Here is a 21490-nt window from a genome sequence, read left to right as displayed (position 1 = left end):
TACGTCGCTGCTCACCCCGGCGATAGTGGAAAGGCAGGTAATGCTAGTCGGTAATGCCAGGATCGGAAGGTCAGAGATCACAGTGGAGTCCAATCGGTCTGTCCAATATTTTCGCTGTCAGGGTAGGAGGGCGGTATCGATGTCTGCACACAGAGTGCACACGATCACAATAAGCGCCAATGAATTCAGGCTTTGGTGATCCAATCCATCATCGGAGCGGCGGAATGATCTAGTGGTCAGCCCAAAATAATCTAGGAAATTTCCCACGATTTTCTCAGCTCGCCCCTCAGACCTCCCTTAGCTAACCTCTTCAAGCCACTGCAAAGCCAGCGGCCGGAGGTGGAAGTCCGTATTGCTAAGGCGTTTTAACTCCCGAAAATATTTGGAGCTTCGCCCATGCTCAACAAATCTCGCAATCCTTATATCGATCAAAACACTGCGCCCGTCGATACCAAGCTGCACACAGCTGCTCAGCGCGCCATTCATCATTACCTGCCGCCATCTGACAACGCTGCTTCCGCCGACCAAGCACCCGGCAACCTATTCCGCGTTAGCCCCAACATCGACACCGAAACTCTCTTGGCCAACGCCTCCGAAAACCTCGAATCCGCCAACCAAATGGCCGCCACCCTGGCCTTCGATCTCGAGGACCCCCACCGCGCCATCGTCCTGGGCATCCAGCAACTTATCGACCTGAGCGCATTACTCGTTGACCGAGCCCAGGAGCAAGCTGCTCCTGCCGCCAGCAAGGCCACCGCCTGACAACCCGTCCCGCCGCCTTATCCCAAGGCGGCAGCCTGAATCCGGTCTGCCCCTTCATCATTCCCTGTGTCCTTGAGGTCTACGATCCTCTTCAAGAAAGAACTCTTGAGCCTCAACTGAAAACACGATCTCCGGATGCCCGCAACAAGTCAGCCAAGCTTGCCCATGGCTACGCCCTGTGCCTTGACGAACACCGCCGTACGCCGCAAAGCCTCACCTACATCCGGTTTGGCTATCCCATGCCTTTTGGCAAACTGCTCCACCGCCTCCGTATCAAAACGCGTGGTCTGGATGAAGTCCAAAGCCTCCACACTGGTATTCAAAAACCGCGCGACGGGAGGAACCCTCAGTAGCCATTTCAGCAATCGCAGCGGAATGTGATGCCTGGGAGGCTTCATGCTGATCGCTTGCGCCACCTGTGCCAAAAGTTCGCGCAAGTTGGGCGTTTGGGCATCCAGTGCCAGCAACTCCTGGCCTTTCATGGCCGGGTCAAAAGCGCTGGCCGCCACCAACTCGACCAGATAATCCACGGTGACCAGCGGCAGCCAGTGTTCGGCGGTGCCGGGCACGGCAGTCAGCTTTCCTTGCATAAGGCTTCGTATCAGCTCCATCAATGGCTGACCTTCGAGGATATGGCCGGTGTGGCTGTGGCCACACACTGTGGCGGGATGGACGACGGTCACGTCTGCGCCCTTGGCTGACATCAACTCCAGGGTCGCAAAGTGTGCCTCCAGCTTGCTCCCCTCGTAGGCACCGACGCGCCGGTAGAGGGCGGGCCAATGGGTCAGCTCGGGATGATGAGGATCAATGCCTATGCGTTGCAGGTGTTCATGGTTTTTCAGCATGAAGCCGCCGATCATCACTAACCGGCTTTTTTGCTCAGCCGCCAATAGCGCTACGCGCTTGGCGCCTTCCACATTCACGGCACGTGAATGCTCCAACGAGAGCCCCCAGGCAAAGTGGGCGCCCAGGTGAAATACCACGCTGGCTTGCCTCAGCCTCTCGCGGTCGGCAAGGCTCAGCCCGAGGTTGTCCTGCTCCAGGTTGCCAGCCACGGCAAATACCCGGGACGCGTTCCCTCCCAGCTGGTCGACTTGTTCGCGCAGTGCGGCAAGACGCTCTGGCCGGCGCATCAACACCTGTACGGTGTGACCTTTTGCACTCAGGTGCGCCACCAGATGTTGGCCGATGAAGCCAGTACCCCCTGTGACGAAGCACTCCACGCTCATTTCTATGTTCCTTGGGTCAGGTGAGAAATCAAGCGTAAACTGTCGACCCAACTCTACAGTCAAGTGTTGTTTTCATGAAAATAGGCGAACTTGAGGCGCGCAGCGGTGCCAGCCGCCATACGCTGCGTTACTACGAACAGATCGGCTTGATCTCAGCGCAACGACGAACCAACAATTATCGTATTTATACCGAGCAAACCCTGCAGGACTTGGACTTCATCCAGCGTGCGCAAAGCATGGGGTTTTCCCTCGGGGAAATAGGCGAGATTCTGGATGCGCAGCGCAACCAGTTGATCGATTGTGCTGACGGCGCCAAGTTGATTGAAAAGAAGATGGCGCAGATCCAGCAGAAAATCGCCAACCTCCAGAGCATTTATCAGTATCTGGATCAAGAGCGCGCGAACCTCGAGGCCAGTGCGGCCAGGCAGCTTGAACTTCAGCGACTGAGCAACACTTCCCCTGCAACGGTTGGCGTCTAGATAGCGAAGGCGGCAACCTGAACCCCTGCTGTCGTGCAGTGAAATTTCATCATTCCCCGCGCCTTTGAAGTCTACGATTCTCTTCAAGAGAGGACTCACGCGCCTCCAGCTCACAGGGAACTGAAAACATGATCTCGAACCTCGTCAAAATCGTGATGGTTGCAGGCACGTTGCTGTTGAGCGCGTGTTCGTCCGGGTCGTCCGGCGTGAGCAGCGACCCGTGTTTCTCGGGCGGATGCCAGGCGTTTGGCGACCATAGCCCGAGCAAAGCCGCCAAGATGAATTTTGGCGGCAGTGGGCTGGGGAGCAGTTATGGGGAGTATGGGTCGGGGTTGTTGCATGATGATTGAGGAGCGCTGGGTCAGCCGTTAGTGCGTTGACTGACCCACTGCTCTCGGGAGCAAGCCCCCGCCCACCGTTGGCGTTTCAGTGGCCGCCTTTCATGCGGCGGGCGATGAGGTAGAGGCCCAGGCCGACCAGCGCGGTCGCCGCGCCGATGTAGCCGGTGCTCGTCCAGCCATAACCCGCCGTGATTGCCATGCCGCCGAACCACGGCCCCAGTGCGTTCGCCAGGTTGAACGCGGCATGATTCGACGCCGCCGCCAGGCTCGGGGCTTCGTGGGCGATGTCCATCAGGCGGATCTGCAGTGGCGCCGCCAAGGCCACCATGGTGCCGACCAATCCCATGCTCAGCAGCACGCTCCACAGCGACGCCGCCGCGAAGGGGAAGAACAGCAACACGGCCATCGACCACACCAATATCAAGCCCACCGCACGAAACTGCAGGCGGTCAAACAGCTTGCCGCCGGCAATGTTGCCGATGATCCCGCCCACGCCAAACGCTGCCAGCCCGAACGGAATCCACTGTGGCGACACTCGGGTCACTTCGAGCATGGTCGGGGCGAGGTAGCTGAATACGCAGAACATCCCGGCAAACCCGATGGCGCCAATCGACAGCGCCATCCACACCTGCGGTTTGGTGAACGCGCGCATCTCCTTGCGCGGGTCGCTGCGTTGTTCATCGTGGCGGTGCGGCACGAATTGCCAGACCAGCGCGATGGTGCACAAGGCAATCACGCTGACCAGCCCGAACGCCGAGCGCCAACCCAGGTGCTGGCCGAGGAAGGTGGCGATGGGGTTGCCCAGCAGCATGGCCAGGGTCAGGCCCATCATCACGCGGGCGACCGCGCCGGCGCGTTTGTCGTTGGGCACCATGCTGGAGGCGACCACGGCGGCAATCCCGAAGTAGGCACCGTGGGGCAGGCCGCTGATAAAGCGGAAGGCCACCAGCGAGCCGAAGGTCGGGGTGAAGGCGGTGGCGAGGTTGCCCAGGGCATACAGGCCCATCAGTAACAGCAACATGTGTTTGCGCAGCAACTTGGCGCCGAGAATCGCCAGCAATGGGGCGCCGACCATGACGCCCAGGGCGTAGGCGCTGATGGCGTGGCCGACTTGCGGTTCACTCAAATTCAGATTGTGGGCGATATCGGGCATCAAGCCCATGATGGCGAATTCGCCGGTGCCGATCGCGAAAGCGCCCACGGCCATGGCCGCTTCCATTTTGGCGGCGCTACGCGCGGGCAGCACATGCCCGGGTGTTTGCTGGATAGTCATGGGTAACTCTAGTTTGGATGGAACGCACGAAGGAGAGCCGTCGATGCTACGCAAGCGGCGGCGAAACTGTCTAGAACAGCCTTTTGCGTAAACGTTCCAACCCTGTGACGCCACGTCGCGCCTGCCAGGCTTGACACGCGCGCGCCAAAACCGGCGATTTAGAGCTGTCAATTGGCCAAACGACGCATAAACACTGTTCAGCGTGATATTCTGCGCGCCGTCTTGGTCTAGTCTTGCCCTGGTGCGTACACCCGTATACGTCCCGGCGGTTGGCTGTCGCCCAGGTAGCTGAAGCCAATAATGATAAGAAGTCAGCGCAGAAGGGACATAACAGTGAGGCCGATCCAATCGGCCTTGTGTGCCCACCCTGCGGTCCTCATGTGATTGTGCGAACCCCGCGCTACGTTGCCTGACGTAGCGTGATCGAGGGTTGCCCAGGATCAGGGGCGGCGGGGCGGATGGCGTTTTATCATAGGTGCTACAGATGTTTAAGAAAGTAAACACTGCCCTGCTGGGGCTGGCTTTGTCGATGGGGATCACGTCCGTTCAAGCGGAAGAGGCAAAGAAAGTCGATGTGCTGCTGATCGGCGGCGGCATCATGAGTGCGACCCTGGGTGTCTGGCTCAACGAGCTGGAGCCGGGCTGGTCGATGGAGATGGTCGAGCGTCTTGATGGCGTGGCCGAAGAAAGCTCCAACGGCTGGAACAACGCCGGTACCGGTCACTCGGCCCTGGCTGAGCTGAACTACACCCCGGAAAACAAGGACGGCGTTGTTGAGATCCCGAAAGCGATCGAGATCAACGAAGCGTTCCAGATTTCCCGTCAGTTCTGGTCCTGGCAGGTCCAGCAGGGCGTGCTGAAGAACCCACGTTCGTTCATCAACTCCACACCACACATGAGCTTTGTGTGGGGCGATGACAACATCAAGTTCCTCAAGAAGCGCTACGAAGCCCTGAAGGCGAGCCCGTTGTTCGCCGGCATGCAGTACTCCGAAGACCCGGCGCAGATCGCCAAATGGGTTCCGCTGATGATGGAAGGGCGTGACCCGAACCAGAAAATCGCGGCCACCTGGTCTCCGATCGGTACCGACATGAACTTCGGCGAGATCACCCGCCAGTTCGTTGCCCACCTGCAAACCACGCCGAAGTTCGACCTGAAACTGTCGAGCGAAGTGCAGGACATCACCAAGAACGCCGACGGTTCGTGGCGTGTGAGCTACAAAAACCTGAAAGACGGCACCAAGACTGAAACCGACGCCAAGTTCGTGTTCATCGGCGCTGGTGGCGGTGCACTGCACCTGCTGCAGAAGTCGGGCATTCCTGAAGCCAAGGAATACGCAGGCTTCCCAGTGGGTGGCTCGTTCCTGGTGACCGATAACCCAGCCGTAGCCGAGCAGCACCTGGCCAAGGCTTACGGTAAAGCCTCGGTAGGTTCGCCGCCGATGTCGGTTCCGCACCTGGACACCCGCGTGCTGGATGGCAAGCGCGTGATCCTGTTTGGCCCATTTGCAACCTTCTCGACCAAGTTCCTCAAGGAAGGCTCGTACCTGGACCTGCTGACCAGCACCACCACCCACAACATCTGGCCAATGACCAAAGTCGGTATTCGTGAATACCCACTGGTTGAGTACCTTGCCGGCCAGCTGATGCTGTCGGACGACGACCGCTTCAAGGCACTGCAAGAGTACTTCCCGAACGCCAAGAAAGAAGACTGGCGCCTGTGGCAAGCCGGTCAGCGCGTGCAGATCATCAAGCGTGACGAAGAGCAGGGCGGCGTCCTGAAACTCGGTACCGAAGTGGTCAGTTCCGAAGACAACACCATCGCCGGCCTGTTGGGTGCATCGCCAGGCGCGTCCACCGCGGCTCCGATCATGCTGACCGTGCTGCAGAAAGTGTTCAAGGACAAGGTGGCGACCCCTGAGTGGCAGGCCAAGCTGCATCAGATCGTACCGAGCTACGGTACCAAGCTGAATGACAGCCCTGAGGCGGTTGCCAAGGAATGGGCCTACACGGCCGGCGTCCTGCAACTGACCCCTCCGCCAGCCATCCCGCAACTGGCCGCACCAAAGGCCACCGAGGCTGCCAAGCCTGCGGCTGAGCCGAGCAAGCCTGCATCCGACCTGGCGCTGTAAGCCAAGCCTGATGTAAACAGCCCGCTGAACCGGTGACGGTCAGCGGGCTTTTTTGTGCACGGGCGTTTACCGGCGGGTGCGTTCGACGGCAGGCAGTTCAACGGTACGTTCGGCCTTGGCCAGCGCGGCTTCCAGGCCCGCCTTATCAAGCGGGATGCAGTACGCGGGTTTACCCCGTTCAAAGCGCCAACTGTCATCCAGCCCGCCGGCATCCACAGCATCGAAGCCGAGTTCGTCGAGCAACCTGATCACCTGCGCCTTGGCGGCCGTGTCGTCCGCAGCCACCGGCAGGGCACGCCGGTCCGACGCACCGTGGGGGCGAGCGTCCTGGGTCAGGTCGGGGGCAAATATCGCGTTGAACACCTTCACCACCTGCGCGTGCGGCAGGTGCTCGGCGAGCAGCCGGCTGGTGGTGGTTTCAAAGCGGTCTAGCGCCGGGATATGCCCGTCACGGTTCGGGTAGTAGTTATTGGCGTCCATCACCACCTTGCCCTCCAGCCATTTCGCCGGGACGCTGCGGTAGTGCTCCAGGGGGATGGCCACCAGCACCACATCGCCAAATCGGGCGGCATCCTCCGCGCTGCCCACCTGCACGCCCGGAATACCGCTGGGCACGCTGCTCATGGTCTGCGGGCCACGAGAGTTGCTCAACATCACCTCATGCCCGGCGGCCAGGGCCAATTCGGCCACGGCCCGTCCGATAAAGCCTGCGCCTATTACGCCAATCTTCATGTCCTTGCTCCTGTGAACGGGGGAGCGGTTATGATGATTGGCAACCAACTGTCGATAAACGAGCGTTTTGGTGTCGATGTTGTTACTGGGAGTAGGCAATGATGGACCGTCTTTCAAGCATGCACGCCTTTGTCATGGCCGCCGAGTCGGGCTCCTACGCGCGTGCCGCCGTACGTTTGAATATGTCGCCGCAAATGGTCGCCAAGCATGTCACCGCGCTGGAACAGCGCCTGGGTGCGCGCCTGCTTAACCGCACCACACGCCGGCAAAGCCTGACGGAACTGGGGAGTGCGTACTACGAGCGTTGCAAGCACATCCTCACCGAAGCCGACGCCGCCGACTCGCTCGCGCAGATCATGAACGACACGCCGCGTGGCAAGCTGAGGATCACCGCCCCGGTAACGTTTGGCTCCTATAGCCTGATGCCACTGATCACGGCGTTCCTGCGTGACCACCCGGAGGTGGAAATCGACCTGCACCTGACAGACCGTTTCGTCGACCTGGTGGAGGAAGGTTATGAGGTGGCCTTTCGCATCGGTCCGCTGGCCACCACCAGCCTTACGGCGAGGCCTCTGGCACCTTATCGCCTGGTGGTCTGCGCGGCACCGGCTTACCTCGCGGCACGCGGTACACCGCTGATACCGGCAGACCTTGAGCAGCATGAATGCCTGGGCTACGCCTACTGGTCCCGCCCGGCAGATCGCAAATGGCTGTTTCACCAAGGTGCGGCCACTCACGAGGTGGCGGTTTCCAGCCGTCTGCGGATCAATGAAAGCCGGGCCTTGATGTCGGCTGCGCTGGATGGTTTTGGTATTGTCCTGGGCCCCGAGGATTTCTTGCGTACGGCGCTGGCCAGCGGCGAGCTGGTGCGTGTATTGCCGGCCTTCGACGCACCGAGTCGCCCGATGCACCTGGTCTACACCGCAAACCGGCAGCGCACGGCCAAGCTACGGCGTTTTGTCGAAGCCGTGGTGCAACGTTTTGGCGCGCCTTAAGGCGCCCGCCGTTCAGCCCGCCGACAGACACTACCTGTTAAAAAGAACTCAGAGCCAAGCAGGAGCGAGGCTGCAGGAAGGGGGAATTTTCAGCGTGTTTGTGGGGCGATAACGCCCGAGGGTTTTTTATGTTGCTACGTTATGCGGCATTGGCGGCAGTCGTCGTCGCGGCGTCCGGGTGTGTGCAAGAGCGTGTGGTGCATGAGCGCGGGCCGGTACAACGTGAGTATGTCGAGGTCGTTGCGCCGCAACCGCCGCCGGTTCAAGTGATCGAGGTCGAGCCGCCGGCACGTTACGGCTATGTCTGGTCGCGCGGTTACTGGCGTTGGCAGGGCGGGCGTTACGTGGCGGTGCATGGCCACTGGGAGCCGGTTCGCGAAGGCTACCGCTATGTGCATCCGCACTGGGTGCAACGTAGTGACGGCTACCACTGGCAGGGTGGTGGCTGGGTCCGCTAAGCCTTGGCTAGCTCGGCTTCTGGGTGCCTAGAAGCCGAACCTCGCGCAGTAATGCGGCGCCGAGCTGGTCGGTGCCCAGTTCCCTATAGCCCACGGCCTTGATGTCGCCGTTTTCTTCGGCCTGGATGATGATCACCGGCGTTTCCTTGCCGGTTGCCTCGTCGACGTGCAAGGCGTACTGCGGAATATCCAGCTTGATCGGCGTACCTGCCGCCTTGCCTTTCACGTTGATCAGGAAGGCCGCACAGCCCGTATCGACATCTACGCTGGTGGCAGAGCGGCCGCTGACGAAACAGCTTTGCGGCAGATCGGGCCAGGTGATGCTGTCGGCAATGGCCAGTGCAGGGGCCATGCTCAAGATTGCGAAAAGCAGCTTGCGCACGTGAGTGTTTCTCTTGATCAGTTCTGAACGCGGTTTTACCAAAGCCTGGGCGCTACCGCAACGCGATGGCTCAATTCAGGCGTTTCATCCCGGTGGCCTTGGCTGCATCCAGATCAAATGTAGCGGTGTATTCACACCCTGCCGAATGGGCGCAACGCTCGATCAGGCAGTCGGCAAAATCGGCCTTGCTCGCGGTGAATCGCCGCAGTGCCTGCCAAACGATTTCCGCCTGTTCGATGATCAATTCGCGGGTGCGCAACAGCGTCTCCAGAACCGTCACCAATTCACTTTTGGTGCATTGGTAGCAGCTTTGTAAAACCCACACCAATTCCACCACTGACACCAGGCTGACAAAGCCTGGCGAAAGCGTGGTGAGCGATTCGATCAACTCGCACGCCTTGGGGGATTGCGCGGGGTCATCCTGGGTGACGTAGCGTACCAGCACATTGGTATCCAGGCCGATCATCCGGCTTTTGCTCCTTGCGTGGCGATGGCGCGGTTCATTTCTTCGATCGAGACCGCCTTGGCAGGTTTGCGGACCAGGCCCTTGAGGTCGTGTACGGTTTTGCTGGCGGCAATAATGGAAAACCGGCCGTCTTCCATTTCGACGAACTCTACGCGGTCTCCGGTTTCCAGCCCCAGGGCTGTTCTGACCTGGACCGGAATGGTGATTTGCCCTTTTGAGGTCAGTGTGGCGGTTGCCATATTGAATATCTCCATCGTTATGCTCCTTACCTTAGGGTAAGGAATTATGGAGGACAAGATCCGTTGGTCCATAGGTGCTCTGCTGGTGTGAGTTGATCTGGACAGTTAAAAAACCATAGCCCGATTTATTCGGTCGACACGCCCGAAAACGCCTGCAAAGAGATACAGCATATGACCGACCGCCTTTTCCCACGCGGGCATTGCGCCCTGGACCACGGCCGGGGTGGCCGAACTGGCGCACCCCGGCCCGCGGGTGGAAATCAAGGGTGTGGCGATGCTGCGCGGATTACTCAGCCAGCTTTTTATTGAACCACGCGATAACACGGCACATACGCCGCGCCACCCGGTAGTTTCATGCGGTGTTGGGCTACGAATGCCTTCAACAGCTCATCCAGCGGTTTCATGATGGCCGGGTCACCATGGATCTCGTAAGGACCGTTCTGTTCGATCAGGCGGATGCCTTTGTCCTTGACGTTGCCGGCCACGATCCCGGAAAACGCGCGGCGCAGGTTGGCGGCCAGTTCATGCGGCGGCAGCGCGTGGCTCAGTTGCAGGCTGGCCATGTTGGCGTGGGTCGGGTCGAACGGGCGCTGGAAGCCTTCGTCGATCTTCAGCAGCCAGTTGAAGTGGAACGCGTCGTTGCGTTCGCGGCGGAACTGCTTCACGGCCTTGAGGCCGGCGGTCATCTGCCGTGCCACTTCGGCTGGGTTGTCGATGATGATCTGGTAGTGCTTCTGCGCCGCCTCGCCGAGGGTGGCACCGACGAACGCGTGCAATTGTTCCAGGTAGGGCGCGGCGTGTTTCGGCCCGGTGAGGATCACCGGGAACGGCAGGTCCTGGTTGTCCGGGTGCATCAGGATGCCCAGCAGGTACAGGAACTCTTCGGCCGTACCGGCGCCGCCCGGGAAGATGATGATGCCGTGGCCGACGCGCACGAAGGCTTCCAGGCGTTTTTCGATGTCCGGCAGGATCACCAGCTCGTTGACGATCGGGTTCGGCGCTTCGGCGGCGATGATGCCGGGCTCGGTCAGGCCCAGGTAACGGCCGTTGATGATGCGTTGCTTGGCGTGGGAAATGGTCGCGCCTTTCATCGGGCCTTTCATTACGCCGGGGCCGCAGCCGGTGCACACGTCAAGGCTGCGCAGGCCCAGTTCGTGTCCGACTTTCTTGGTGTATTTGTATTCTTCGGTGTTGATGGAGTGGCCGCCCCAGCACACCACGATCTTCGGTTCGACCCCGGCGCGCAGCGTACGGGCGTTGCGTAGCAGGTGGAATACGTAATCGGTGATGCCTTGGGAGTTGCTCAGGTCGATGCGCTGGCTGTCCAGCTCGTTCTCGGTGTAGATGATGTCACGCAGGGCGCTGAACAGCATCTCACGGGTGCTGGCGATCATTTCGCCATCAACGAATGCGTCGGCCGGTGCATTCAGCAGCTCCAGGCGCACGCCGCGATCCTGCTGGTGGATGCGCACTTCAAAGTCTTTGTAGGCGTCGAGGATGGTCTTGGCGTTGTCGATATGCGCGCCGGTGTTGAGGATGGCCAGGGCGCATTGGCGGAACAGGGTGTAGATGCTGCCGGTGCCGGCTTCACTCAGTTGTTGCACTTCACGTTGGGACAGGGTTTCGAGGCTGCCCTTGGGGCTGACGGAGGCATTGATGACTTGACGTTGGGGCATTCTGATTCCTTGAAAGCACAGCCATCGCCTGCCACGGGAGCGGCGATGGCCTGAGAATGGTGGGCGCCCGAATTCGGTCGCACTGGACAGTTATTCTGGCCGCCTCACAGGTTGGGCGCAAACACCGTCCGGCACCATCATGCCGCAGAACTTACTGAATCAGCTTCCAGTTTTTGTAGAAAACCCGACGCAGGGTGAAGACCAGGCCGGCAAAGCCCGAGATCACGGCGTTGAGCACGCCCGGCAGCGGGGTCGGCCGCACGATGTCGATGAACAGGCAGTAGCGTTTTGCATCGTTTTTGTTGAAGGACGCATGCATCAGCGTGTCATCGAAAATAAACAGCGGGTCGTCGTGCCAGTAGTGCTTGTGCTTGCCCACCTGGATGTAGACGCCTTCATGGTGCGGTGCCGGTGCCATGTTGTAGAGCACGCGGAACATCATGCGCAGGGGGCCGAAGTGGAAGGAGGTCGAGCGGTTCTCGTTGAATACCGAGACGCCGATGGTCTTCACAAATGGCAGCTTCTTGCGCAACTGCGGGATATCCAGGGTGGTTTCGATCGGTCGGCCGTACCATTGGAAGAACAACATGCCGCGTTTCTTCTCGGCCATGCGCTCATCCAGATAGCTGATGATTTCATCCTTGTTGGCCATGGCGTCATCGATCACCTGTTGCAGGTCCTCACGCCAGGCCGGCGGCAGGTCGCGCATGGTGTAGACGTGGCGGTTGCGGCTGCTCAACAGGTCGAACAAGGTGTTGAACGGGGCCAATATCCACGTATTGCGGCCGTTGCCGATGAAATACTTTTTGATGGTGTCGCGGTCATACAGGCCGTTGCGCAGGAAATCGTACAGGCCGCAGAACACCACCAGCAGCAGAAACACCAGGCTGGTGCGCGGGAAACAGTAGATAAACAGCAGAACGCCAAGCACCCAGGCAACTGATACCAGCTTTTTGCGAACAGCACTTTTACTCATGAAACATGGCTCCGGACCCGAAACAAAACGAAACAATCCGTCATGATAGGACTTTATAGCGGCGCCTGGCGGTTTAAATATTGCGAATTTGTGAAGCCCCGGTACATTTTTTTACAAGTGCGCTGGCCTTTATGCATTGAATTTTGAGAACAGAAGATTTGCGTCTATCGTGACGCTTCGGTTTTTCGGACGTCATAGACCGGTACGATTGAAGTTGAATGGCCACTATTGGCCTTCGGCACCTTGGAAGAGGCAGAATTTTTATGATCATCAAACCGCGGGTTCGTGGCTTTATCTGTGTGACCGCTCATCCTGTTGGCTGTGAAGCGAACGTCAAACAGCAGATCGACTACGTAACCCAGCACGGCACCATTGAAGGCGGTCCAAAAAAGGTGCTGGTCCTCGGCTCCTCCACCGGTTATGGCCTGGCCGCGCGTATCAGTGCTGCGTTTGGTTGCGGCGCCGACACCCTGGGCGTGTTTTTTGAGAAAGAAGGCGAAGACGGCAAGTTGAGCTCCGCCGGCTGGTACAACAGCGCCGCGTTCGAGAAGTTTGCCGTCGAAAAAGGCCTGTACGCCAAGAGCATCAACGGCGACGCATTCTCCGACGAGATCAAGCGCCTGACCATCGAAACCATCAAGAAAGACCTGGGCAAGATCGACCTGGTGGTCTATAGTCTGGCCGCACCACGCCGTACCGACCCGCAAGGCGTGGTGCACAATTCCACCCTCAAGCCCATCGGCAAGGCAGTGACCCTGCGCGGGATCAACACCGACAAAGGCGTTGTCGTCGACACCACCCTTGAGCCTGCCACCCAGGAAGAAATCGACGGCACCGTGAAAGTCATGGGCGGCGAAGACTGGCAGCTGTGGATCGACGCCCTGCGTGACGCCGATGTGCTGGCCGAAGGCGCCAAGACCACGGCCTTCACTTACCTCGGTGAGAAGCTGACCCAGGACATCTACTGGAACGGCTCTATCGGCGAAGCCAAGAAAGACCTGGACAAGAAAGTCCTGACCCTGCGTGACAACCTCGCTGCGCTGAAGGGCGACGCCCGTGTGTCGGTACTCAAGGCCGTGGTCACCCAGGCCAGCTCGGCCATCCCGATCATGCCGCTGTACCTGTCGCTGCTGTTCAAAGTGATGAAAGAGCAGGGCACTCACGAAGGGTGCATCGAGCAGGTCTATGGCCTGTTCAAGGACAGCCTGTACGGCAAAGAGCCTAAGCTGGACGCCGACGGCCGCCTGCGCGCCGACCTGGCCGAGCTGGAACCGAAAGTCCAGGACGCCGTGGCGGCCCTGTGGAACCAGGTCACTGATGAAAACGTCAACGAGATCAGCGATTTTGCCGGCTACAAGGCGGAATTCCTGCGCTTGTTCGGCTTTGAAATCGACGGCGTGGATTACGAAGCCGACGTGAACCCGACTGTGAAAATCAATGGCCTGATTCAAGCCTGAGACGCAGCCTGAAAGTGGGAGGGGGCGTACCCCTCCCGCTTTTCCTTGTCTGAAATTGGAAGTTTCCTACCTTCGCTCGCGCTCCCCCCCTTGCTCACAATCTGCCAGACTCCTACGGCTATCAAGCCACGCAAACGGAGGATCTGATGACGATTCGTGCAGTCGTTTTTGATTTTGGCGGTGTCCTGTTCGACTGGAGCCCGCTGCATCTGTACCGCAAGCTGATTGCCGACGATCACGAACGGCAATGGTTTCTCGACAACATCTGCACCCAAGCCTGGAACACCGAGCAAGACGCCGGTCGTACCCTGGCGGAGGGCACCCGCAGCCTGATCAGCCAATACCCTCAACATGAACCCCTGATCCAGGCCTACTACGATCGCTGGCACGAGATGTTGCGCGGCCCGCTGCCGGAAGGCGTGGCGATTCTCGAAGCGCTGCATGCAGCCGGCATGCCGTTGTTCGGGCTTACCAACTGGTCCGCCGAAACCTTCCCGTATGCGCGCGCCAACTACCCGTTCCTGCAACGTTTTCGCGACATCGTGGTGTCAGGCGAGTTGAAGCAGATCAAGCCGGATGCGGCGATCTATCACGCCAGCCTGGACCAGGTGCGTGCGCATCTGCCGGATATCCAGCCAGGCGAAGTGGTGTTTATCGATGATGTCGCCGGCAATGCCCAAGCGGCTGTTGCACTCGGCTGGCAGGGTATTCACCACGTGTCGGCCGAGCGCACGGCTGCGCGTCTGCGTGAGTTGGGTGTGGCGTTCTAGCGCGCCCACTTTTCCATGACGAAGTCGACGAACGCGCGCAGTTTGGGCAAACGATAGCGATCTTGGCGGTAAAGCAGGTGCATGGGGCGGCAGGGCAGTTGATAGTCGGTCAACAGTGCCACCAGTTTTCCGGCCTGCAGGTCGGGTTGTACGAGGGCATCAGGCAGCATCACGATGCCCATGCCCTGGACCGCCGCCTGGTGCAGGCCTTGGGAGCTGTTGATCGTCAGCGAGCCGGACACGGCAACTTCCACTTCGCCTTCCTGGCCGGTCATGCGCCATAGCTTGTCGGCATTGCGCCAGTCGTCGGTCGAGGGGTAGGCGAATGCCAGGCAATCGTGCTGTCGCAGGTCCTCGGGCACCTGCGGCGTACCGCGTCGCGCCAGGTAAATGGGTGAGGCACAGAGGGTCAGGGTGTAGTCGCGCATGGGCCTGGCGATCAGGCTTGAGGGTTCCAGCTCGCCCAGGCGAATCGCCACGTCGAAGCCGCTGTCGACCAAGTCCATCCGTTGATTGTTCAAGACCACGTACAGGTTGATCAGCGGGTAGCGTTGGGAAAACTCGCTCAAGGCCGGCGACAGTCGTTCGGTGCCGAACACCGGGGGGGCGGTGATGCGCAAGGTGCCTTTGGGGACGTCGCTATGGGCTTGTTCCGCCCACTGCTCCGAGTCAGCCACCAGCCCGAGCACTTCCAGGCAACGCTGGTAGTACTGCCCGCCGAACTCCGTAAGGCTCTGTTTGCGCGTGGTGCGTTTGAGCAGGCTGACCCCCAGCCTTTGTTCCAGGGCACGCAAGTGGTTGCCGACCATGGTGGTCGACATGCCGCAGGCGTGGGCGGCGGCGGTCATGCTGCCGGCCTCCACCACCTTCACGTACACCGTCATTGCCTGGAACAGATCCATTATCAAGCCCTGATTTAAAGTCCTTGCACGATTGCACAGTTTATCCAGCATGAGTGGCTAACGATACTGCATCCATCACAACGATGCACTGGAGCCTGCCACCATGACCGCCGCCTGCCTGATGGACACTTACCAACCCTTGGCCCTGAGTTTCACTCGTGGCCTGGGCACGCGCCTGTGGGACCAGCAGGGCCGTGAATACCTGGATGCGGTGGCCGGTGTGGCGGTGACCAATGTCGGGCATTCCCACCCGAAACTGGTGACGGCCATCCGTGAACAAGCCGGTTTGTTGCTGCACACCTCCAACCTCTACAGCATCGACTGGCAACAACAGCTGGCTCGGCGCCTGGCCCAGTTGTCCGGCCTGGACCGTGCATTCTTCAACAACTCCGGCGCTGAAGCCAACGAGACGGCGCTGAAGCTGGCGCGGCTGCATGGCTGGAAAAAGGGCATAGAGCAGCCGTTGGTGGTGGTGATGGAAAACGCCTTTCATGGGCGTACCCTCGGCACCATGGCGGCCAGCGATGGGCCATCGGTGCGCTTGGGTTTCCAGCGCTTGCCGGGGGATTTTCTCAAAGTGGGCTTTGGCGACATGGCGGCCCTGGAAGCGCTTACTCAACAGTTCGGCCCACGTATCTCGGCCGTGTTGCTGGAGCCGATCCAGGGCGAAAGCGGTGTAATGCCTGCCCCGCGCGGCTACCTGAAAGCCCTGCGTGAGCACTGCACGCGCCACGGCTGGCTGATGATGCTCGATGAAATTCAGACCGGCATCGGCCGTACTGGCACCTGGTTTGCCTTCCAGCATGAAGGCATTACCCCGGACGTGATGACCCTGGCCAAAGGCCTGGGCAACGGCGTGCCCATCGGTGCTTGCCTGGCGCGTGCCGCCGTGGCTCAGTTGTTCACCCCGGGCAGCCATGGCAGTACCTTTGGGGGTAACCCGTTGGCCTGCCGTGTGGGCTGCACCGTGCTGGATATTATTGAAGAGCAAGGCTTGCTGCAGAACGCCGCGCAACAGGGCGAACGCTTGTTGGCGCGGCTGCGGGTGGAGTTGAGCGAACACCCGCAGGTGCTGGCCATTCGCGGGCAGGGCTTGATGATCGGTATCGAACTGGCCCGCCCTTATCGCGACCTGGCCCAGCGCGCCGCCCAGGAACATGGGCTGTTGATCAACGTGACGCGGGGCAAGATTATCCGTCTGTTGCCGCCATTGACGCTGGAGGGCAAGGAGGTCGATATGATCGTGCGGGCGATCAGCCGCCTGTTGGCTTGAAATACCATCGGCCTGTGGGAGGGGGCTTGCTCCCGATAGCGGTGGGTCATTCAGCTTGTGTGTCGACTGAAGCACTGCTATCGGGAGCAAGCCCCCTCCCACAGGGGACCGTCGCCCTCTTCAAAGGTCGTGCCCGTTGAGCCACTCCTGGTTCAGGGTCTCGGTATCGCCCAGGTACTCCAGCAGCCACGCCATGGCCGGCGACAGTTTGTTCTGGGCCCAGGCCACGCACGATGGGCTGGCCGGGAACGGTCGGTGCAGTTGCAGCGCGACCAGCTCGCCGCGTTCGATCCACGGCAATACCTGATGCGCCGGCGCCATGCCGACGCACAGGCCGTCACGCAGGCAATCGAGCGCCGAGGCCCAGTTGGGGACCACCAGGCGCCGTTGGTTGTCCAGGGTCCAAGTGTCGCGCTTGGGCAGGTTGCGTGAGGTGTCGGTCATGCACAGTGAGGCGAATGGGCGCAATTGATCGTCACTGAGCAAGCCCTCAACCGCCGCCAACGGGTGCCTGGCGCTGGCCACGCACAACCAGTTCAACAAGCCCATGTCGCGAAAGGTGAAGTGGCTGGCCACCGGCACCGCACTGGTGGCGCCGATCACAATGTCGGTGCGTTCATCGGCCAGGGCGTCCCACACGCCGTTATACACTTCGTACTCCAACAGCAATTCCACTTCGGGAAACTGCCGGTAGAAGTCCAGCACCAACTGACGGCAGCGCTGGGGTTTGACGATGGAGTCCACGGCGACTTTCAACTGGCCGCTCCAGCCATTCGCCACTTGCTGGCACAGGCGCCGGGTACCGAGCATTTTTTTCATCACACCACGGGCTTCGTCGATGAACAGCCGACCGGCCGGGGTCAGTTCGACATCGCGATGGCGTCGCACAAACAGCGGCACCGCCAGCCACTCTTCAATCTGCCGCACCGTATAGCTGATGGCCGACGGTACGCGGTGCAATTCCTGGGCAGCGGCGCTGAAGCTGCCATGGCGTGCCACGGCATCGACGACATCCAGGGAGTATTCGGACCACATGGAAATTGCCTTCAAAAATATTGATATGAGTGTCCAATTATTATCGCTTCACAGCAAAACTGTCAGCTTCATAATGGGCGCTGGTCAACAAATTGTTTGATGGCAAGTTCTTAAAGGTTTCGATGAAAAATTCGTTGGGTTTTACTGGGTATCTGGCGGGGCTGAGCATGCTCGGTTATCTCGCCATGGACATGTACTTGCCGGCATTCGGCGCAATGGGCGAGCAGTTGCAGATTGGTGCGGGGGCCGTGGGCGCCAGCTTGAGTATTTTCCTCGCCGGTTTTGCCGTGGGGCAATTGCTGTGGGGACCGTTGTCTGACCGCCTGGGGCGCAAGCCCATCCTGCTCACGGGCCTTGGCCTGTTTGTGTTGGGCTGCCTGGGCATGTTCTGGGTCGAGACCGCGCCGCAGTTGCTGGCATTACGCTTTATCCAGGCGATTGGCGTGTGTTCCGCCGCCGTGAGTTGGCAGGCCCTGGTGATCGACCGCTATCCGGCTGACCAGGCTCACCGTGTGTTCGCCAGCATCATGCCGCTGATGTCGCTGTCGCCGGCCCTGGCGCCCTTGTTGGGGGCAGTGGTGCTGAATCACTTTGGCTGGCAGGCGATCTTCGGGGTCTTGCTGGGGGTGTCGCTGTTGTTGCTGCTGCCGACGCTGTTCCTGCGCAAGATGCCGACACGTCAGACAGGGCAGGGTGAGCCTTCACGCCTTGGCTACGGCCACCTGCTGACCTCCCGTGTGTTCACCGGCAACGTGATGATCTTCGCCGCGTGTTCCGCCAGTTTCTTCGCCTGGCTGACCGCTTCCCCCTTCATCCTTGGCGGCATGGGCTATAGCCCGAATGACATTGGCCTGAGCTATGTGCTGCCGACCTTGGCGTTTCTGATCGGTGGCTACAGCTGCCGCAGTGCACTGCAGCGTTACCAGGGCAAAACCCTGCTGCCCTGGTTGCTGCTGGCCTATTGCATCAGCATGGCGGCGTTGTACCTGGTCGCTACGTTGACGGTGCCGACCCTCACCACGCTGTTGATTCCGTTCTGCCTGATGGCGCTGGTCAACGGTGCCAGTTACCCCATCGTGGTGGCGAATGCGCTGATGCCGTTTGCGGAAAATTCCGGCAAGGCGGCAGCCCTGCAAAACACCCTGCAATTGGGGCTGTGCTTTCTCAGCAGCCTGCTGGTCTCGTCGATGCTTGAACAGCCGCTGCTGATTACCGTGATCGTGATGCTGGCGACCGCACCGCTGGCGGTGTTGGGTTACTGGCTGGCGCGGCGCAAGACGGATGATTCGGAATTGGCCAGTGCTTGAGCTGGGTTCCTTCCGTTAGAACGTCACTTCCATATTCAGCGTCGGCGTGGATGTGCGGCTACCCCGGCCGCCGTCTACGCCGAATTTGTTGTACCAATACTCGTAGCCTACCCCGAGATACAGGTTTGGCTTGACGCTTTTGCCCGGCCGCACCGCCACCATCAGTGCCGTGCGCATCAAGGCTTCCGGGGCGGTGTCGCGGCCGTGGTAGTCCTCGCCTTTTTCCCCGACGTAATTGATGAAACCCTGGAATTTGGCCGCGTGGCTGGCGACTTCAAATGGGCGCATCCACGCAAGGTTGAGCATGTAGGTATCGTCGAAGGTGTGATTGGATTCTTTCGCGCCGGGGATGCCGGTGTGGTTCCTTTCCTTGTAGTACATCAGGCTCAGGTCCAGCACGCCGACGGTGTTGAATTTCAAGGTCGGGCCGATCACCAGCGCGCGCTTCCTGGCCGAGGCGAAGTTGTTGTTGCGGTTGGCATCGAAGCCCAGGGTCAATGCGTAGTCCTTGACCAACCCGGTGCCGAGCGGCACGTCGAATACCCGCGAAGCGTACAACTGGTGGCGGTAGACGGCATACACCTCACTGCCACCCTGGTCGGTACCCTTGCGTGGGTCGCGGCTGTCGGAAAGGAACACATCGAGATTCAGGTAGTTGCTGCCGTACTGGTAGCCGCTGGCGTGGGTGAAGCTGTAGATGCGCTTGCTGAAATCATCGGGGTTGTTCGGGTTGGTGAAGTGTTCACCGTAGCGAAATCCCACGCTGTTGTTCATCCATTCCAACGCCACGGCCTCCCCGCCGCCGAGGAGGGTGAGGGCAACGGTGGCGCCTTGCAGTGTTTTTTTCATTGTTATAGGTCCTGTGGCGTTCAGGCTCGTGACGGCCGGATTATTTTTGTAACGCCGTTGGAGGGTATCTTGTTCGATTGATTGTATACAACTCTATGGACATCCAGTCCTAACATTGCATACAGTGCTCGCACAACAAAAACAGAGAACCCCTCACCATGACTATCCCGAAGGCGTCATCGCAGCGGCCGGAAGATGAAAATCTTGGCGTCGCCGCCAATATGGCTTACGGCCTGCAGCATGTGCTCACCATGTACGGCGGCATTGTCGCGGTACCGTTGATCGTTGGCCAGGCGGCCGGGTTATCCCCGGCTGATATCGGTCTGCTGATCGCGGCATCCTTGTTTGCCGGTGGTCTGGCGACCTTGTTGCAAACCCTTGGCCTGCCGTTTTTCGGTTGTCAGCTGCCGCTGGTGCAGGGTGTGTCGTTCGCCGGTGTGGCGACGATGGTGGCGATTGTTGGCAGTGATGGCGCCGGTGGCGTGCCGGCGATTCTCGGGGCGGTGATGGCCGCATCGTTTATCGGGTTGTTGATCACCCCGGTGTTCTCAAGGATCACCAAGTTCTTCCCGCCGCTGGTGACGGGCATCGTCATTACCACCATCGGCCTGACCCTGATGCCCGTTGCGGCGCGGTGGGCCATGGGCGGCAATAGCCGTGCAGCCGATTTCGGCAGCATGGCGAACATCGGCCTGGCCGCGCTGACCCTGGTTCTGGTGTTGCTGCTGAGCAAGATCGGCAGTGCGACCATTTCCCGCCTGTCGATCCTGCTGGCGATGGTCATCGGCACCGTCATCGCGGTATTGCTTGGCATGGCGGATTTTTCCGGGGTGACCCAGGGGCCGATGTTCGGTTTCCCGGCACCTTTCCATTTCGGCGTACCGACTTTCCATGTGGCCGCGATCATCTCCATGTGCATTGTGGTCATGGTGACGTTGGTGGAGACCTCGGCGGATATCCTCGCCGTGGGCGAGATCATCGATACCAAAGTCGACTCCAAGCGTCTCGGTAATGGCCTGCGGGCTGACATGCTGTCGAGCATGTTCGCGCCGATTTTCGGTTCTTTCACGCAGAGCGCGTTCGCACAGAATGTCGGGCTGGTGGCGGTGACCGGTGTGAAAAGTCGTTTTGTGGTGGCCACGGGCGGGGTATTCCTGGTGGTACTCGGCTTGCTGCCCTTCATGGGGCGGGTGATCGCAGCCGTGCCGACCTCGGTACTGGGAGGCGCTGGTATTGTGCTTTTCGGTACCGTGGCGGCCAGTGGTATTCGCACCTTGTCCAAGGTCGACTATCGCAACAACATGAACCTGATCATCGTCGCCACTTCGATCGGCTTCGGCATGATCCCCATCGCCGCGCCGAGTTTCTACGATCACTTTCCTGCCTGGTTCGCGACGATTTTCCATTCGGGGATCAGTTCGTCAGCGATCATGGCGATTTTGTTGAACCTGGCGTTCAACCACTTCACCGCCGGTAACTCGGACCAGCAATCGGTGTTCGTGGCGGGGACGGAGCGCAGTCTGTGTTTCCACGATGTGGCGGCGTTGCGCGATGGGGATTACTTCAGTGGCGGCAAGTTGTTTGACGCTGAAGGGAAGGAGATTCCGTTGGTGGCCGATGCCCCCAGGAAGGCCGTAAGACCTGAAGCCACCAACGTCTGATGTAGTGAGCGGGCTTGCCCCGCGCTGGGGGGCGAAGCCGCCCTAAACCTTGCCGCTGCGGTGTTTCAGGAAGACAGCGGTGTTTGGTTTTGGGGCG

Annotated in this window: 22 protein-coding genes; 11 read left to right on the top strand and 11 right to left on the bottom strand. The window is 60.0% G+C overall.

Annotation, left to right across the window (positions count from 1 at the left end):
- Positions 1–396: 396 nt before the first annotated feature.
- The gene (locus tag ACQRBT_RS01445; RefSeq protein WP_412047198.1) at positions 397–762 is read left to right on the top strand and encodes a DUF6124 family protein; all 366 of its coding nucleotides are present in this window, start codon (positions 397–399) and stop codon (positions 760–762) included.
- A gap of 149 nt (positions 763–911) precedes the next feature.
- On the opposite strand, the gene ACQRBT_RS01440 is transcribed toward ACQRBT_RS01445, so the two are convergent.
- On the bottom strand, positions 912–1991 hold the full coding sequence (locus ACQRBT_RS01440) for an SDR family oxidoreductase (RefSeq protein WP_412047197.1): 1080 nt from the start codon (positions 1989–1991) through the stop codon (positions 912–914).
- Positions 1992–2065: 74 nt separating this feature from the next.
- Between ACQRBT_RS01440 and ACQRBT_RS01435 the strand changes: the two genes are divergently transcribed.
- Entirely contained in the window at positions 2066–2470 is a 405-nt protein-coding gene (locus tag ACQRBT_RS01435) for a MerR family transcriptional regulator (protein WP_104995846.1), read from the top strand.
- 128 nt (positions 2471–2598) lie between these two features.
- A complete protein-coding gene (locus ACQRBT_RS01430; RefSeq protein ID WP_060753176.1) occupies positions 2599–2820 on the top strand; it encodes a hypothetical protein in 222 nt (73 codons plus the stop codon).
- 76 nt (positions 2821–2896) lie between these two features.
- Here the strand turns inward: ACQRBT_RS01430 and ACQRBT_RS01425 are convergent, their stop codons facing one another.
- Complete coding sequence (locus ACQRBT_RS01425) at positions 2897–4084, bottom strand: MFS transporter (RefSeq protein WP_090366124.1); 1188 nt, start codon at positions 4082–4084, stop codon at positions 2897–2899.
- A 484-nt stretch (positions 4085–4568) separates the two neighbouring features.
- Between ACQRBT_RS01425 and mqo the strand changes: the two genes are divergently transcribed.
- On the top strand, positions 4569–6215 hold the full coding sequence (gene mqo / locus ACQRBT_RS01420) for a malate dehydrogenase (quinone) (protein WP_090366123.1): 1647 nt from the start codon (positions 4569–4571) through the stop codon (positions 6213–6215).
- Between the two features lie 66 nt (positions 6216–6281).
- Here mqo and ACQRBT_RS01415 read toward each other — a convergent pair whose 3' ends face one another.
- Positions 6282–6995, bottom strand: coding sequence for an NADPH-dependent F420 reductase (locus tag ACQRBT_RS01415; protein ID WP_280518027.1), 714 nt, complete (start codon positions 6993–6995; stop codon positions 6282–6284).
- Between the two features lie 50 nt (positions 6996–7045).
- Here ACQRBT_RS01415 and ACQRBT_RS01410 point away from each other — a divergent pair, with 50 nt between their 5' ends.
- Both ACQRBT_RS01410 and ACQRBT_RS01405 read left to right on the top strand, forming a co-directional pair.
- Complete coding sequence (locus tag ACQRBT_RS01410; protein WP_412047196.1) at positions 7046–7942, top strand: LysR family transcriptional regulator; 897 nt, start codon at positions 7046–7048, stop codon at positions 7940–7942.
- Between the two features lie 128 nt (positions 7943–8070).
- On the top strand, positions 8071–8400 hold the full coding sequence (locus ACQRBT_RS01405) for a YXWGXW repeat-containing protein (protein WP_090366119.1): 330 nt from the start codon (positions 8071–8073) through the stop codon (positions 8398–8400).
- A 7-nt stretch (positions 8401–8407) separates the two neighbouring features.
- Here ACQRBT_RS01405 and ACQRBT_RS01400 read toward each other — a convergent pair whose 3' ends face one another.
- The 5 genes from ACQRBT_RS01400 to ACQRBT_RS01380 form a co-directional block, all read right to left on the bottom strand.
- Positions 8408–8752, bottom strand: coding sequence for a hypothetical protein (locus tag ACQRBT_RS01400; RefSeq protein WP_161548877.1), 345 nt, complete (start codon positions 8750–8752; stop codon positions 8408–8410).
- Positions 8753–8852: 100 nt separating this feature from the next.
- The gene (locus ACQRBT_RS01395) at positions 8853–9248 is read right to left on the bottom strand and encodes a PIN domain-containing protein (protein WP_161548793.1); all 396 of its coding nucleotides are present in this window, start codon (positions 9246–9248) and stop codon (positions 8853–8855) included.
- Positions 9245–9502, bottom strand: coding sequence for an AbrB/MazE/SpoVT family DNA-binding domain-containing protein (locus tag ACQRBT_RS01390; RefSeq protein ID WP_060753183.1), 258 nt, complete (start codon positions 9500–9502; stop codon positions 9245–9247). Before ACQRBT_RS01390 ends, ACQRBT_RS01395 begins: the two co-directional genes overlap by 4 nt.
- A gap of 287 nt (positions 9503–9789) precedes the next feature.
- Positions 9790–11163, bottom strand: coding sequence for a nucleotide 5'-monophosphate nucleosidase PpnN (gene ppnN, locus ACQRBT_RS01385; protein ID WP_060753184.1), 1374 nt, complete (start codon positions 11161–11163; stop codon positions 9790–9792).
- Positions 11164–11314: 151 nt separating this feature from the next.
- A complete protein-coding gene (locus ACQRBT_RS01380; protein ID WP_060753185.1) occupies positions 11315–12139 on the bottom strand; it encodes an aspartyl/asparaginyl beta-hydroxylase domain-containing protein in 825 nt (274 codons plus the stop codon).
- A 263-nt stretch (positions 12140–12402) separates the two neighbouring features.
- On the opposite strand from ACQRBT_RS01380, the gene fabV reads away from it, so the two are divergent.
- Together fabV and ACQRBT_RS01370 are read left to right on the top strand one after the other, a co-directional pair.
- Positions 12403–13596, top strand: coding sequence for an enoyl-ACP reductase FabV (gene fabV, locus ACQRBT_RS01375; RefSeq protein ID WP_060753186.1), 1194 nt, complete (start codon positions 12403–12405; stop codon positions 13594–13596).
- A 146-nt stretch (positions 13597–13742) separates the two neighbouring features.
- Entirely contained in the window at positions 13743–14366 is a 624-nt protein-coding gene (locus tag ACQRBT_RS01370; RefSeq protein WP_412047195.1) for an HAD family hydrolase, read from the top strand.
- Here ACQRBT_RS01370 and ACQRBT_RS01365 read toward each other — a convergent pair.
- Positions 14363–15268 (bottom strand): LysR family transcriptional regulator, encoded by a 906-nt coding sequence (locus ACQRBT_RS01365; protein ID WP_198761435.1) that lies wholly within the window; start codon positions 15266–15268, stop codon positions 14363–14365. The two genes, ACQRBT_RS01370 and ACQRBT_RS01365, sit on opposite strands and share 4 nt — an antisense overlap.
- Before the next feature lie 103 nt (positions 15269–15371).
- On the opposite strand from ACQRBT_RS01365, the gene ACQRBT_RS01360 reads away from it, so the two are divergent.
- Positions 15372–16541, top strand: coding sequence for an aspartate aminotransferase family protein (locus tag ACQRBT_RS01360; RefSeq protein ID WP_412047194.1), 1170 nt, complete (start codon positions 15372–15374; stop codon positions 16539–16541).
- Between the two features lie 120 nt (positions 16542–16661).
- On the opposite strand, the gene punR is transcribed toward ACQRBT_RS01360, so the two are convergent.
- The gene (gene punR / locus ACQRBT_RS01355) at positions 16662–17576 is read right to left on the bottom strand and encodes a DNA-binding transcriptional activator PunR (RefSeq protein ID WP_060753190.1); all 915 of its coding nucleotides are present in this window, start codon (positions 17574–17576) and stop codon (positions 16662–16664) included.
- A gap of 122 nt (positions 17577–17698) precedes the next feature.
- Between punR and punC the strand changes: the two genes are divergently transcribed.
- On the top strand, positions 17699–18883 hold the full coding sequence (punC, locus tag ACQRBT_RS01350; RefSeq protein WP_090366113.1) for a purine nucleoside transporter PunC: 1185 nt from the start codon (positions 17699–17701) through the stop codon (positions 18881–18883).
- A gap of 15 nt (positions 18884–18898) precedes the next feature.
- Here punC and ACQRBT_RS01345 read toward each other — a convergent pair whose 3' ends face one another.
- Complete coding sequence (locus ACQRBT_RS01345; protein ID WP_161548800.1) at positions 18899–19732, bottom strand: nucleoside-binding protein; 834 nt, start codon at positions 19730–19732, stop codon at positions 18899–18901.
- A gap of 158 nt (positions 19733–19890) precedes the next feature.
- On the opposite strand from ACQRBT_RS01345, the gene ACQRBT_RS01340 reads away from it, so the two are divergent.
- Entirely contained in the window at positions 19891–21393 is a 1503-nt protein-coding gene (locus ACQRBT_RS01340; protein WP_244384011.1) for a nucleobase:cation symporter-2 family protein, read from the top strand.
- Positions 21394–21490 lie beyond the last annotated feature (97 nt).

It is taken from the genome of Pseudomonas sp. R19M, from assembly GCF_050312585.1.
Classification (GTDB): domain Bacteria; phylum Pseudomonadota; class Gammaproteobacteria; order Pseudomonadales; family Pseudomonadaceae; genus Aquipseudomonas; species Aquipseudomonas palleroniana.
This window is presented reverse-complemented; position numbering and strand designations above follow the sequence as displayed.

What these genes read in the sequence shown, in the direction of transcription:
- ACQRBT_RS01400 (WP_161548877.1), bottom strand. Translation starts at nt 8,752, where the DNA reads ATGGCCCCTGCACTGGCCATTGCCGACAGCATCACCTGGCCCGATCTG.
- ACQRBT_RS01425 (WP_090366124.1), bottom strand. Translation starts at nt 4,084, where the DNA reads ATGACTATCCAGCAAACACCCGGGCATGTGCTGCCCGCGCGTAGCGCC.
- ACQRBT_RS01340 (WP_244384011.1), top strand. Translation starts at nt 19,891, where the DNA reads ATGACTATCCCGAAGGCGTCATCGCAGCGGCCGGAAGATGAAAATCTT.
- ACQRBT_RS01370 (WP_412047195.1), top strand. Translation starts at nt 13,743, where the DNA reads ATGACGATTCGTGCAGTCGTTTTTGATTTTGGCGGTGTCCTGTTCGAC.
- mqo (WP_090366123.1), top strand. Translation starts at nt 4,569, where the DNA reads ATGTTTAAGAAAGTAAACACTGCCCTGCTGGGGCTGGCTTTGTCGATG.
- ACQRBT_RS01360 (WP_412047194.1), top strand. Translation starts at nt 15,372, where the DNA reads ATGACCGCCGCCTGCCTGATGGACACTTACCAACCCTTGGCCCTGAGT.
- punR (WP_060753190.1), bottom strand. Translation starts at nt 17,576, where the DNA reads ATGTGGTCCGAATACTCCCTGGATGTCGTCGATGCCGTGGCACGCCAT.
- ACQRBT_RS01345 (WP_161548800.1), bottom strand. Translation starts at nt 19,732, where the DNA reads ATGAAAAAAACACTGCAAGGCGCCACCGTTGCCCTCACCCTCCTCGGC.
- punC (WP_090366113.1), top strand. Translation starts at nt 17,699, where the DNA reads ATGAAAAATTCGTTGGGTTTTACTGGGTATCTGGCGGGGCTGAGCATG.
- ACQRBT_RS01395 (WP_161548793.1), bottom strand. Translation starts at nt 9,248, where the DNA reads ATGATCGGCCTGGATACCAATGTGCTGGTACGCTACGTCACCCAGGAT.
- ACQRBT_RS01410 (WP_412047196.1), top strand. Translation starts at nt 7,046, where the DNA reads ATGATGGACCGTCTTTCAAGCATGCACGCCTTTGTCATGGCCGCCGAG.
- ACQRBT_RS01390 (WP_060753183.1), bottom strand. Translation starts at nt 9,502, where the DNA reads ATGGAGATATTCAATATGGCAACCGCCACACTGACCTCAAAAGGGCAA.
- ACQRBT_RS01405 (WP_090366119.1), top strand. Translation starts at nt 8,071, where the DNA reads ATGTTGCTACGTTATGCGGCATTGGCGGCAGTCGTCGTCGCGGCGTCC.
- ACQRBT_RS01440 (WP_412047197.1), bottom strand. Translation starts at nt 1,991, where the DNA reads ATGAGCGTGGAGTGCTTCGTCACAGGGGGTACTGGCTTCATCGGCCAA.
- ppnN (WP_060753184.1), bottom strand. Translation starts at nt 11,163, where the DNA reads ATGCCCCAACGTCAAGTCATCAATGCCTCCGTCAGCCCCAAGGGCAGC.
- ACQRBT_RS01435 (WP_104995846.1), top strand. Translation starts at nt 2,066, where the DNA reads ATGAAAATAGGCGAACTTGAGGCGCGCAGCGGTGCCAGCCGCCATACG.
- ACQRBT_RS01380 (WP_060753185.1), bottom strand. Translation starts at nt 12,139, where the DNA reads ATGAGTAAAAGTGCTGTTCGCAAAAAGCTGGTATCAGTTGCCTGGGTG.
- ACQRBT_RS01430 (WP_060753176.1), top strand. Translation starts at nt 2,599, where the DNA reads ATGATCTCGAACCTCGTCAAAATCGTGATGGTTGCAGGCACGTTGCTG.
- ACQRBT_RS01365 (WP_198761435.1), bottom strand. Translation starts at nt 15,268, where the DNA reads ATGGATCTGTTCCAGGCAATGACGGTGTACGTGAAGGTGGTGGAGGCC.
- fabV (WP_060753186.1), top strand. Translation starts at nt 12,403, where the DNA reads ATGATCATCAAACCGCGGGTTCGTGGCTTTATCTGTGTGACCGCTCAT.
- ACQRBT_RS01445 (WP_412047198.1), top strand. Translation starts at nt 397, where the DNA reads ATGCTCAACAAATCTCGCAATCCTTATATCGATCAAAACACTGCGCCC.